The 12,284-nt window shown below is 46.3% G+C and carries 12 protein-coding genes; 11 read left to right on the top strand and 1 reads right to left on the bottom strand.

Annotated elements, in window-relative coordinates:
• Positions 1-73 precede the first annotated feature (73 nt).
• The 8 genes from ACZ42L_RS05170 (at position 74) to ACZ42L_RS05135 (ending at position 6,536) form a co-directional block, all read left to right on the top strand.
• Positions 74-1,549: a L,D-transpeptidase family protein gene (locus ACZ42L_RS05170; protein WP_464716822.1), complete on the top strand. Its 1,476-nt coding sequence runs from the start codon at positions 74-76 to the stop codon at positions 1,547-1,549.
• A 14-nt stretch (positions 1,550-1,563) separates the two neighbouring features.
• A complete protein-coding gene (locus ACZ42L_RS05165) occupies positions 1,564-2,091 on the top strand; it encodes an RNA polymerase sigma factor (RefSeq protein WP_464716979.1) in 528 nt (175 codons plus the stop codon).
• A gap of 47 nt (positions 2,092-2,138) precedes the next feature.
• A complete protein-coding gene (locus tag ACZ42L_RS05160; protein WP_464716821.1) occupies positions 2,139-2,510 on the top strand; it encodes a hypothetical protein in 372 nt (123 codons plus the stop codon).
• Between the two features lie 2 nt (positions 2,511-2,512).
• Complete coding sequence (locus ACZ42L_RS05155) at positions 2,513-2,956, top strand: hypothetical protein (RefSeq protein ID WP_464716820.1); 444 nt, start codon at positions 2,513-2,515, stop codon at positions 2,954-2,956.
• The gene (gene truA / locus ACZ42L_RS05150; protein ID WP_464716819.1) at positions 2,956-3,690 is read left to right on the top strand and encodes a tRNA pseudouridine(38-40) synthase TruA; all 735 of its coding nucleotides are present in this window, start codon (positions 2,956-2,958) and stop codon (positions 3,688-3,690) included. The genes ACZ42L_RS05155 and truA overlap by 1 nt, the downstream gene beginning before the upstream one ends.
• Before the next feature lie 2 nt (positions 3,691-3,692).
• Positions 3,693-4,610, top strand: coding sequence for an EamA family transporter (locus ACZ42L_RS05145; RefSeq protein ID WP_464716978.1), 918 nt, complete (start codon positions 3,693-3,695; stop codon positions 4,608-4,610).
• A 139-nt stretch (positions 4,611-4,749) separates the two neighbouring features.
• On the top strand, positions 4,750-5,637 hold the full coding sequence (gene dapA / locus ACZ42L_RS05140) for a 4-hydroxy-tetrahydrodipicolinate synthase (RefSeq protein ID WP_464701814.1): 888 nt from the start codon (positions 4,750-4,752) through the stop codon (positions 5,635-5,637).
• An 11-nt stretch (positions 5,638-5,648) separates the two neighbouring features.
• Positions 5,649-6,536 (top strand): AraC family transcriptional regulator, encoded by an 888-nt coding sequence (locus ACZ42L_RS05135; protein ID WP_464701215.1) that lies wholly within the window; start codon positions 5,649-5,651, stop codon positions 6,534-6,536.
• A gap of 9 nt (positions 6,537-6,545) precedes the next feature.
• Here the strand turns inward: ACZ42L_RS05135 and ACZ42L_RS05130 are convergent, their stop codons facing one another.
• Positions 6,546-7,580 (bottom strand): asparaginase, encoded by a 1,035-nt coding sequence (locus ACZ42L_RS05130; RefSeq protein WP_464706926.1) that lies wholly within the window; start codon positions 7,578-7,580, stop codon positions 6,546-6,548.
• Positions 7,581-7,716: 136 nt separating this feature from the next.
• Between ACZ42L_RS05130 and uxaC the strand changes: the two genes are divergently transcribed.
• The 3 genes from uxaC to ACZ42L_RS05115 all read left to right on the top strand — a co-directional run bounded on the left by uxaC (position 7,717) and on the right by ACZ42L_RS05115 (position 12,270).
• Positions 7,717-9,120, top strand: coding sequence for a glucuronate isomerase (uxaC, locus tag ACZ42L_RS05125; protein WP_464701211.1), 1,404 nt, complete (start codon positions 7,717-7,719; stop codon positions 9,118-9,120).
• Between the two features lie 322 nt (positions 9,121-9,442).
• Positions 9,443-10,240 carry a polysaccharide biosynthesis/export family protein gene (locus ACZ42L_RS05120; RefSeq protein ID WP_464716818.1) on the top strand — a complete coding sequence of 266 codons (798 nt, stop codon included), beginning with the start codon at positions 9,443-9,445 and terminating at the stop codon, positions 10,238-10,240.
• 143 nt (positions 10,241-10,383) lie between these two features.
• The gene (locus tag ACZ42L_RS05115; RefSeq protein WP_464701208.1) at positions 10,384-12,270 is read left to right on the top strand and encodes an amidophosphoribosyltransferase; all 1,887 of its coding nucleotides are present in this window, start codon (positions 10,384-10,386) and stop codon (positions 12,268-12,270) included.
• Positions 12,271-12,284: the final 14 nt, after the last annotated feature.

Below are 12,284 nucleotides of genomic sequence, written 5' to 3'. Positions count from 1 at the left end.
TCTGGTTGCAGTGAGTTGCTTCCTTTTAGGAGCTTGTAACGAGAAACCGGTCAACCCAAATAGAAATCTGAGCTTGGAAAGTTTTTCAAGTTTGGATTCCAGTGCATTCTCCCTGAATTCTCACCGCATACGCGAATATATTGATGTGGCTATGCGCAATGATGCCGACTCGATGAAGGCCGACTACGAGACGCGTCGTTACTATCGCGCCAAGGGAGCTTTCGTATGGATAGACAGGCTGGGGGTAGACCATCGGGCTTTGCAGTTGTTGGAGCAACTCAAGACTGTATCGAGCATGGGATTCTCTGAGAAAAAGTTCAGTGTAAGCCAGATTGAGGAGGATTTGGCACGGGCCAGAGCATTGGATTTCGATTCAGATGAAAACCAGATAAATAAGGTATATGGGCGATTGGAGTACCACCTGACCAAGGCCTACTTCCGGTTTGCGTCGGGACAGCGATTCGGCTATGTCAATCCCCGGCGTCTGCTGAACTCCCTGGATGTGAGAGACAGCGACTCCGTACACGTCAGCTATAGGCAGTTGTTCGATGTGGGACAGGACAGGGTGGACGAATCGTTCTATCGTGTGGCGCTGCGCAAGGTACGTCAGGATAGTGTAGCTGTTTTTTTGAAAGAAATTACGCCGAAGAACGCACTCTATACAATGTATCTCAATCTGCTGAACGACACTCGTCAGAAGTTCGACCGGATGAAGATACTATGCAATCTGGAACGTGCAAGATGGCGTACGTACGACGACCCGTCAAAGCACCGGAAGTATGTGCTGGTGAATATTCCGGCATTCAGATTGATGGGAGTGGATGGCAAGGATACCATCACCATGCGTGTGGGATGTGGCAGTTTGGAAACGAAGACGCCCTTGCTGTCGAGCCAGCTGGAGCGTATGGATGTGAATCCGAGGTGGGTATTGCCTGCCAGCATCGTGAAGAAGAGCGTGGCCCATCATGCCGGCGACAGTGCATACTTTGCCCGTAAGCGTTTCTCGGTGATAGATCGGCATACGGGAAAGAAGGTGTCTGTGCATCATGTCACGGCCGGCATGCTGATGTCGGGGCGTTATTACGTAGTGCAGACAGGCGGTGTGGGCAACTCCTTGGGTAGGATTATTTTCCGCTTCAACAATAATTTTGCCGTGTATCTGCACGATACTTCACAACGCGACTTCTTCAATCTACACGACCGAGGAGTTTCTCATGGCTGTGTGCGGGTGGAGAGACCGTTCGATTTGGCTGTGTTCCTATTGGCCGAAAAAGATGGGAGTGTGGTAGATAAAATCAAATATTCGATGTCTGCACCAGTGGGACTGGAGGCCGGGCAAGCCGACGATGAAGAGACGGATAAGGCAGAGAGAGAGGAAATAGACCGGAGTATGCTGATACGCTCTGTGGCGATAGCTCCTAAAGTGCCACTCTATATCACGTATTATACGCTCTATCAGAATGCTCGCGGGGTGCTGGAAGAGTATCCTGATGTATATGGCTATGACCGTGTGTTGTATGGTATGTTGAAAAACTTCGGTGCGCGATGAGTGTAGAAGTGGATATGTGGCAACACGGGTTGACCGACCCTGCCAAACGACGGGAAGCTTTCTCGATGGCAGTGCGCCGATACAGCGAACCGCTGTATTGGAAGATTCGTCATATCGTGCTGACCCATGAGGATGCCAACGACGTGCTTCAGAATACTTTTATCAAGGCTTGGAACAGTCTGGATAATTTTAAGAATGATTCGAAAATCTCTACTTGGCTGTTCCGCATAGCTATCAATGAGAGTCTGGACTTTGTACGTAAGCAGAAAGTACGGGCGGTTGTCAGTCAGGACGGGGATGGGGCGGTGGCCGATACGCTGCTGGCCGACACCTACTTCGACGGCGATAGGACGCAGGCTCTGTTGCAGGAAGCCATTGCGCAGTTGCCCGAAGTGCAGCGTGCAGTCTTTACCTTGCGCTACTATGACGAGATGAAATACAGCGCCATGAGCGAGGTGCTGGGTACAACTGAAGGGGCGCTGAAGGCAAGTTACCATCTTGCCGTGAAAAAAATAACAGAATATTTAAAGACCAGGGATTAAACCCTTGTGGTTGGTTTACGTCTGAATAATAAAAGGAGATGAGCATCATGATAGACCAAGATGAAGAAATACTGAGACGGGAGTATGGGAAGGCAGAGTGTTTTCGCGTACCCGATGGCTATTTCAGTCAACTGGCCGACGAGGTAATGGGCAGGATAAGGCAACCGGAGCAGACCGTTACCGTTGCGCCCAGGCGTCGGGTGCGTCGTCGTATTGTCTCTGTTGTGGCAGCAGCTGCATGTATAGGTGTGGTAGGAATAGCGTTGTGGACCTATTTCCCACAGTCGGGAAGCAAGCAGGTGATGCCTTCCGATAAGCGCGTGATGAGTGTGAACGTGAATGAAACGGCGGTAGATGAGGTGGCAGATTATGCCATGCTCGACAATGAGGATATCTATGCGTCTCTGGTAAACGAATGAATATGAGTAGGATAATGGTCATGAAGAGAGCTTTTGTCGTTGTATTGACGCTCACCATTGCGTTGGCTGTCAATGCCCAAGGGCCGAAGCGGAAGTTTGATCCGGTTCAGTTTGAACGCGACTTGGAGCAATATATCACGAAAGAGGCTAGTCTCTCGGTGTACGAATCGTCGGTATTCTTCCCTCTGTATCGTGAGATGATGGGGAAGCAACGTGTCATTTTCGGGCAGATGAAGCGTTACCGCTTTGTCGATGTGCAAGACAATGAAGCGAGTGCCGATGCTATTGAGAAGCAAGATGCGCTCGATATTAAGATGAAAGAGCTGCAACAGGAGTATCATCGTAAGTTTATGAAGGTGTTGCCGGCAGGCAAAGTGTTTCAAATCATCAAGGCTGAGTCGCGTTTCCATAGACAGGCATTCAGGCGGGCAGCGAGGGCTAGATAATGAATAGACGTTACTTTATATGGCTGCGCTATGATGGTACGCACTATCATGGGTGGCAGATACAACCTAATGGGAACTCTGTACAGAATGAAGTGCAGAAGGCTTTGTCGTTGTTATTGAAAGACGAGACAGAGATAGTGGGCGCTGGAAGAACCGATGCGGGTGTGCATGCGCGCATGATGGCAGCCCATTTCGATACCGAAGCGATATTTGAATGTGCTCAGTTGACCTATCGGATGAACAGTTTGTTGCCCCGTGACATCTCTGTAGATAAGATAGAAGAGGTGGATGGCGAATTGCATGCACGCTTCAGTGCCAAGAGTCGCACCTATCATTATTTCATTCATCAGGGTAAGAATCCATTTCTGAACACCTACTCTTGTGAGTTGAGGTATCAGCTCGATTTTGATTTGATGAATGAGGCGGCTCGCCGGTTGTTGGAGGTTAAGGATTTTGCGGCTTTCTGTAAAAGTCATACCGACGTGAAGACGACGTTGTGCGATGTGACGGAAGCACGTTGGGTGGAGCTGCCCGACAGGCAATACATGTTTGTAATTACTGCCAATCGGTTCTTGCGTAACATGGTTAGGGCTGTGGTAGGTACCCTGTTGGATGTGGGGAAACATCGCTTGACGCTGGAAGAGTTTGATGAAGTCGTGAAGACGGGTAATCGTTCGAATGCCGGAGAGAGCATGCCGGCCAAGGCTTTGTTCCTGGAAAAGGTGGTATATTGATGATTTGGCTGACGTTTGCATTCCTATCGGCTGCGCTGTTAGGATTTTATGATGTGTTCAAGAAGAAAGCCTTGCGTGACAATGCGGTTATCCCCGTATTGTTCCTCAATACGGTATTCTGCTCGTGCATCTTCCTTCCGTTTATATTATTCTCTGCTTTCACGCATGTCTTGGATGGGAATATGTTCTATGTTCCCACTGTAGGATGGGGCGTACATAAGTATATCGTACTGAAATCCTGCATTGTTTTGTCGAGTTGGGTATTCGGTTATTTCTCGATGAAGCATCTCCCTATCACGATTGTCGGGCCTATCAATGCCACTCGTCCGGTGATGGTACTGGTGGGAGCGATGCTTGTTTTTCAGGAGAGACTGAATGCTTGGCAGTGGGCAGGAGTGCTTTTGGCTATCTTCTCGTTGTGGATGTTGAGTCGGAGCGGAAAGCGGGAAGGCATTGATTTCAAGCATAATAAGTGGATTGTCTCGTTGCTCTTGGCTGCCGTGTTGGGGGCTGTCAGTGGCTTGTATGATAAATATCTGATGGCGAGCACGGCTGATGGGGGAGTGGGTTTGAACCGCATGGTCGTTCAGAGTTGGTACAATATTTATCAAATGGGCATGATGGGAGCGATGATGTTGCTCATTTGGCTGCCCACTCGTAAGCATACGACGCCGTTTCATTGGGATTGGAGTATCATCATGATATCCATATTCCTGTCGGCAGCCGACTTTGTCTATTTCTACGCATTGGGTATGCCCAGTGCTATGATATCCATCGTGTCGATGATAAGGAGAGGAAGTGTTTTGGTAAGTTTCCTGTTTGGCGCAATGATTTTCCACGAGAAAAACCTCAAAGCCAAGACTTTAGACCTTTTCTTTGTCCTGCTCGGTATGATATTCCTGTATATTGGGTCAAAATGAGAAATGAATCATTGTAGTATAAAACGGTACTTATATTTCGAGATTGATATAATTTAAGCGTTTTTCTTTGCATATTTCTTTAAATCATGTAACTTTGCAAATAGAACTTGATGGAAAATCTAAGGAATACAAAGAAGCTATGGCACAGAATATTTTCAGGGGTTTAGGCGTTGCATTGATAACTCCTTTTACTTTAACAGGAGAGGTTGATTACCTCTCATTGAAGCGTTTGGTTGAATATCAGATTAGCAACGGTGCTGATTTCCTGTGTATTTTGGCCACTACCGGTGAAGCTCCTTGTCTGTCGGATGAGGAGAAAAACAAGATTACCGAACTGGTAAAGACAGTCAATCAAGGGCGTGTGAAGATTCTGAAATATTGCGGTGGCAACAATACCGCAGCCGTGGTGAAGGAAATTCAGACTACCGATTGGAGTGGAATTGATGGTATTTTGAGTATTTGTCCTTATTATAATAAGCCGTCGCAAGAAGGTCTGTATCAGCATTTCAAGGCTATTGCCGAGGTATGCCCGTTGCCCATAGTGCTTTATAATGTTCCAGGAAGAACGGGAATCAACATGAAAGCTGAAACAACCATACGCCTGGCGAAAGATTTTCCCAATATCGTTGGTGTGAAAGAAGCAAGTGGCAGTCTCGAACAAGTGGATGAAATCATTAAAGGTAAGCCCGATAATTTTGATGTCATCAGTGGTGACGATGCCCTGACATTCTCCATGATAGCCAGTGGCGCAGCCGGTGTCATCTCCGTGATTGGTAACGCTTTGCCCAAAGAGTTTTCACGAATGATTCGTCTGGAGTTCAAGGGTGAGTTCGAGCCGGCACGCAAAATCCATCACATGTTTACCGAGTTGTATAGTCTTCTGTTCGTAGAAGGAAACCCTGCCGGTGTAAAAGCCTTGCTAAGCGATATGGGAATGATAGAGAATGAGCTGCGTCTTCCGTTGGTTCCGACGACGATTAAGACTCGCCAAAAGATGTCTGCCATCTTGAAAGATTTAAGAATTTAACACTGTAACGGATGAGTGAGGATAGGAGAGTGATTCATGAGATAACTCCACTTATGGGGAAAGATGTGTTATACATTGCCGATCGCCATAAGAAAGAGTTTACGTATCCTATCCATAATCATGAGGTGTATGAGTTGAACTTCGTGGAACATGCTGCCGGAGTCAAGAGGATAGTGGGTGATTCCAGCGAAGTAATAGGTGACTACGACCTGGTCTTGATTACCAGTTCCGACTTGGAACACGTATGGGAGCAGCACGAATGCCACAGTGAGGATATTCGGGAGATTACCGTTCAGTTCGATTTTAATATGACGGAAGACAATCTGTTCGGTCGAAATCCGTTCGTGAGCATGCGCAAAATGATGATAGAGGCCCGAAAAGGTCTGTGTTTTCCGATGAGTGCCATCGTACGTGTGTACAAGATGTTGGATAGTTTAAGTGGCATACAAGATGGTTTTTATGCCGTTACTCAGTTTCTTTCTATCTTGTATGAACTGTCTAAATGTCCCGATGCCCGTACACTTTCATCGACTAGTTTTGCCAAGATTTCGGTAGAAGACGACAGCCGTCGCATCCTGAAGGTGAAGAATTTCATCAGCAGGAATTACATGGATGAGATTCGACTCACCGTATTGTCGGAGATGGTCGGTATGAGTCCGAGTGCATTCAGTCGTTTCTTCAAGTTGCATACAGGGCGCAGTTTATCAGATTATATTATTGATATCCGGTTGGGATATGCTTCGCGTATGTTGGTAGATACGGCGAAAAGCATCTCTGAAATCAGCTATGAATGTGGATTCAACAATCTTAGCAACTTTAACAGAATATTCAAGAAGCGCAAAGACTGTTCTCCCTCCGAGTTTCGGGAGAACTATCATAAGACTCGCGTTATTGTCTAGTCATTCGGTTTATCTGACCGTTATTTCGCCTGCTATGCAGGTATTCATCTTTTCTCTTATTATTTTTGGGTCGTCGTAGCAGTCCAGCAGATACATCAATTTGGTAACTGCTGCCTCCACCGTACTGTCATATCCGCTGATGACACCAGCTTCCTTGAGCTGGTATCCAGTGTCGTATCGGGCCATTTCTACCGTTCCGGAAATACATTGACTGATGTTCACGACGGTAATGCCTCTTCTGCAAGCCTCGGTTAACAATTCTACCAGCCACGGACTCTGTGGCGCATTCCCACTTCCATAACTTCTCATGATGATGCCTTTTAGCTCAGGTGCGTCGATGACATGTCCCACGATGTTGTCTTGGATACCTGGGAAAAGCGAGAAAACAATCACATTTGGATTCATTGATGCGTGCGGAATCATATCCTTGGTGTAGTCGGGTGTGAGAATATGATGGTCGTGGAAAGTGAAGTTGACACCTGCTTCGCACAGATGAGGATAGTTGAACGAGTCGAAAGCATTGAATCCGTCGGCATTCTGCTTGGTCGCTCTGTTGCCTCGAATCAGTTTTCCACCGAAATAGATTGATACCTCTGGAACAGCCGGTCGGCCATCTATATTCTTCATGGATGCCAACTCGATGCTTGTCACCAGATTTTCTTTACCGTCGGTGCGCAGCAGTCCGATGGGCAGTTGGCTTCCGGTGAGTATCACGGGCTTGGTGAGATTGCCTAGCATGAAGGAGAGGGCGGAAGCTGTATAAGCCATAGTATCTGTGCCATGAAGTATGACGAAACCGTCGTATTCGTCGTACTTTCTGCTGATAATCCGTACCAGTGTACTCCAAAGTCTTGGAGACATGTCGCTTGAATCAATCGGGTCTTTAAACTGGTACACGTCTACGCCGACCGATAGCAGGGCAAAATCGGGAATCTTACTGATGAAATGACTGAAATCGAGTGGTTCCAACGAACCCGTTTTCGGGTTTTGTCCCATGCCAATAGTTCCACCTGTATATATCAACAGCACCTTCGAATCTTTCATGTGTCGTTATTTCCTTGGTTTGAAATGCAAATATAGCTTAAATTACTTAGTCGCACAAAAAAATGAATTATATTTGCATGATAATCTAGAACAGACGAACTTGTTGTCATAATATATAAAGAATATCCGATTACCAATGAAAGAATTTATGGATGAGAACTTCTTGCTGGAGACGAGCGTCGCACAAGAACTATATCATAATCATGCTGCTCAGAAGCCAATTATAGACTATCACTGCCACTTGAGTCCCAAGATGGTGGCTGAAGATCATCGTTTTGGGAGCATCACCGAACTGTGGCTAGGTGGAGACCATTACAAGTGGAGAGCAATGCGTACCAATGGTGTGCCCGAAAAGTATTGTACCGGTGAGGAAACATCGGATTGGGAGAAGTTTGAGAAGTGGGCGGAGACCATGCCTTATACCTATCGTAACCCTTTGTACCACTGGAGTCAATTGGAGTTGAAGACTGCCTTCGGTATCACGAAGCAGCTCTCTCCGCATACAGCCCGCGAGATATACGATGAGTGTAATGAGAAACTTGCCATGCCGGAATATAGTGCCAGAGGATTGATGCGGCATTACCATGTGGAGTGTGTGTGCACTACCGATGACCCGATAGATGACTTGTGCCATCATCGGGCGACCAGGGAGAGTGGCTTTGAGGTGAGAATGTTACCGACATGGCGGCCAGACAGAGCTATGAATATAGAGAAGTCTGGCTATTCGAACTATATTCATCAGTTGGCAGAGGTGGCAGGAGCAGACATCAGGAAGTTTGCCGATTTGGTGGATGCGTTGCAAAAACGGCACGACTTTTTTGCAGCAAATGGCTGTAAACTCTCTGATCATGGTATTGAGGAGTTTTATGATGAGCCTTATACGGATAGCCAGATAGAGACCATTTTTGAGAAAGCTATGCGTGGACAGTTGCTCTCTAAGTTGGAGATACGGCAATATAAGCACGCTTTCCTGACCATGTGTGCCGAGATGGATGCTGCATCCGACTGGGCGCAGCAGTATCATTACGGTGCTATCCGCGATAATAATGGGCTGATGCTCGACAGGATTGGCGTAGATACGGGTTTTGATTCTATCGGTACATTCAGTACGGCAAGAGCCATGAGCCATTTTTTTGATGAATTGAATAAGAAAGGTATGCTTACGCGTACGATAGTTTACTGTCTGAATCCTTGCGATAACGAGATGGTGGCAACGATGATGGGGAACTTCCAAGACGGTAGTGTGCCGGGCAAGATGCAGTTTGGTGCAGGCTGGTGGTTCAACGACCAGTTGGATGGAATGACCCGACAAATCAATGCGTTGTCTAATCTGGGACTACTGAGCAGGTTTGTCGGGATGCTCACCGACTCCCGTTCTTTCCTGAGTTATCCCCGACATGAGTATTTCAGAAGGCTGTTGTGTAACATCATCGGCAACGATGTGGAGCATGGATTGATACCAAACAATCCGGTAGAATTGTCCCGTATGATAGAAGACATCAGTTACAATAACGCGCGTCACTATTTTAAGTTGTATTAGTGCAGGGGCTTGGCAGTGTTGCTGCAAAGTCCAAACAGCACTGCTGCAAAGCCTAGGCAGCAATACTGCTAAGGCCTTGCAGTAAAATGAATGAATTTTAAAACATCATTGATAAATGATAATTGGTGGGTAAGCTGGTAGCTATGGTGGGGCAATACGGATTGTCTCCTATCTTGCCGTTGGGCTTTTGGATGGTTCGCGGAGTTCTGTTGACGAAAGTTAAAACCTACTCGCATTTTATTAGGACAAAAACTTGGCAAATTAAAAAAATACAAGTATATTTGCACAATCATTAAACGATAATTATACTATTATTATAGTTATGAAAAAAACTCTAACAATTCTACTTTTCATAGTAACTGTCTTGGTATTAGGTAGTTGCTCTGGTGCGAAAAATGTAGCTTATTTCCAAAACATCGACTCGATAAGCTTGCAGGTATCCAAAGGTCTTTACGATGCGAAAATCATGCCGAAAGACATGCTTACCATTACGGTTATTACGACCGACCCGGCAGTTGCAGCTCCTTTCAACTTGGCTGTTCAGAATACTATCGGTTCGGGAGGCCAGATTAGCGGTGGCTATGGTACGCTTCAAGGATACTTGGTTGATAATGACGGAACTATCGATTTCCCGGTTATTGGTAAATTGCATGTGGTAGGATTGACGAAATATCAGTGTCAGAACTTGATTAAAGAGAAGATAGCTCCATACTTGGCTGCATCGCAGAATCCTATCGTGACGGTTTCGATGGCCAGCTATCGAGTGACGGTTATCGGCGAAGTGGGCCGTCCGGGAGTTGTCCCTGTATCTACAGAGAAGATGAGTGTGGTTGAGGCTTTGGCGCAGGCTGGCGATTTGACAATCTATGGTAAGCGCGACAATGTGATGCTTATCCGCGAGGATGCAACTGGTAGAAAGGAAAGTCATCGACTCAATCTGAATGATGCCAACTTGATAAATTCTCCATATTATTATCTGCAACAAAACGATATTCTGTATGTTGAACCCAATAAGGTGAAGGCACAGAATGCGGCAATCGGCTCTTCGACAACCATTTGGTTCTCGGTTGTCGGTATTCTGACCAGTTTAGCATCATTGATAATAAATGTAGTAAAATAAGAAAAATGAAGAAGTGAAAGATTGATAAGGTTTTAGTTCAGTCTTTCACTTTTTTGATTTATGCCTCTTGTAGGCGTTGGTGTGACAGTGTTGTCGCACCATTTGTAAAATAGGGAAACTGTAGATAAAAAGAATATAGAATTGTGGAAACTCTAAAGCATGAATGTGGTGTGGCCTTGGTGAGGCTGCTGAAACCTCTGGAATATTACCAACAGAAGTATGGTACGTGGATGTATGGCTTGAACAAGCTGTATCTGATGATGGAAAAACAGCACAACAGAGGGCAGGAAGGTGCCGGTATGGCATGTGTAAGTCTGGAAGCTGAAGCCGGACAGGAATATATGTTCCGTCAGAGAGCAGAAGGCACTAAGGCCATAACAGAGATATTCGGAGAGGTGCATCGCTCGTTTAAGCACTTTTCGGCAGAGCAACTGAATGACGTGGAGTATGCAAAACGCCATATTCCCTTTGCCGGAGAAATGTATATGGGGCATCTTCGGTATTCTACGACAGGCAAGAGCGGACTATCCTATGTGCATCCTTTCTTGAGGAGAAACAACTGGAGGGCAAAGAACCTGTGCTTGTGTGGAAATTTCAATATGACTAATATTGACGAGATTTTCGACCGATTGAGGGCACAGGGGCAGTGGCCACGTATCTATAGCGACAGCTATATCATGCTGGAATTGCTGGGGCATAGACTGGACCGTGAGGTGGAACGTAACTTTGTACAGGCCCAGAAGAATGGCTTGGAAGGCGTTGGCATAACTGAGTACATAGAAGACAATGTGTTGATGTCGAACGTGCTGAAGACTTCTATGACAGGCTTCGATGGCGGATATGTGGTTTGTGGACTTACCGGTTCGGGCGAGATGTTCTCCATGCGCGACCCTTGGGGCATTCGTCCGGCATTCTATTATATCAATGACGAGATTGCCGTGCTGGCTAGTGAGCGCCCGGTTTTGCAGACAACGTTTGACTTGGAATGCGACGATGTAAAAGAGTTGCCTGCCGGTGCAGCCTTATTGGTAAAGCGGAATGGCGAGTGCTCCATCGAACAGGTGCTGGAGCCGCAAGAAAAGCAGGCATGTTCGTTCGAGCGGATTTATTTCAGTCGAGGTTCTGACCGCGACATCTATAAGGAGCGTAAGAAACTTGGTGAGCAGCTTACTGAGCCTATTCTGAAAGCTATAGAGAACGATACGAAGCATACGGTGTTCTCTTTCATACCGAATACGGCCGAGGTTGCATTCTATGGAATGCTGGATGGTTTCAAGAACTACGTCAATGAGCAGAAGATTGCACGCTTGTCTGCTTTGGGACATACGCCTAGCCATGAAGAATTGATGAGTATCTTGCAGGAAGACGTGCGTAGTGAGAAAGTGGCATGGAAGGATATTAAACTCCGTACATTTATCACCGAGGGCAATTCGCGCAATGATTTGGCATCGCATGTCTATGATGTTACGTACGAGAGTATCGAACCCCATGTGGACAATCTGGTGGTTATCGACGACAGTATTGTGCGTGGAACAACGTTGAAGGAGAGTATCTTGCGTATCTTGGACAGATTGCATCCTCATAAGATAGTGATTGTCAGCAGTGCTCCGCAAATCAGATATCCCGATTACTATGGTATAGATATGCCCCGACTGGAAGAGTTCTGCGTATTCCGGGCAACCATCGAATTGTTGAAGGAACGTGGATTGCAGCATGTGGTAGAAGAGGTATATCATACTTGCCAGGCCGAGTTGGAGAAACCTAAAGACGAGATGAAGAATGGTGTGAGGGATATTTACAGCCCCTTCACGACGGAGGAAATCAATCAGAAGATTGTTGAAATGCTGCGTCCGGAAGGTATGAAGACTCCTGTAGAATTGGTTTATCAGTCTATCGAGGGATTGCAGATGGCCATACCTAATCATAGAGGCAACTGGTATTTCACCGGTAAATATCCTACTCCCGGTGGTACGAAGCTCTGTAATGAGGCCTTTGTAGATTACTTTGAGAATGTATATAAGAGTGAATAATATTCAATAAAGAG

Source organism: Prevotella mikamonis (genome assembly GCF_055381405.1).
Note: the sequence above shows the minus strand (reverse complement) of the source record. Positions and strands in the feature narration are given on the sequence as shown.

Coding starts and splice junctions, on each gene's coding strand:
- ACZ42L_RS05165 (WP_464716979.1), top strand. CDS start 1,564: ATGTGGCAACACGGGTTGACCGACCCTGCCAAACGACGGGAAGCTTTC.
- ACZ42L_RS05160 (WP_464716821.1), top strand. CDS start 2,139: ATGATAGACCAAGATGAAGAAATACTGAGACGGGAGTATGGGAAGGCA.
- ACZ42L_RS05155 (WP_464716820.1), top strand. CDS start 2,513: ATGAGTAGGATAATGGTCATGAAGAGAGCTTTTGTCGTTGTATTGACG.
- truA (WP_464716819.1), top strand. CDS start 2,956: ATGAATAGACGTTACTTTATATGGCTGCGCTATGATGGTACGCACTAT.
- dapA (WP_464701814.1), top strand. CDS start 4,750: ATGGCACAGAATATTTTCAGGGGTTTAGGCGTTGCATTGATAACTCCT.
- ACZ42L_RS05135 (WP_464701215.1), top strand. CDS start 5,649: ATGAGTGAGGATAGGAGAGTGATTCATGAGATAACTCCACTTATGGGG.
- ACZ42L_RS05130 (WP_464706926.1), bottom strand. CDS start 7,580: ATGAAAGATTCGAAGGTGCTGTTGATATATACAGGTGGAACTATTGGC.
- uxaC (WP_464701211.1), top strand. CDS start 7,717: ATGAAAGAATTTATGGATGAGAACTTCTTGCTGGAGACGAGCGTCGCA.
- ACZ42L_RS05120 (WP_464716818.1), top strand. CDS start 9,443: ATGAAAAAAACTCTAACAATTCTACTTTTCATAGTAACTGTCTTGGTA.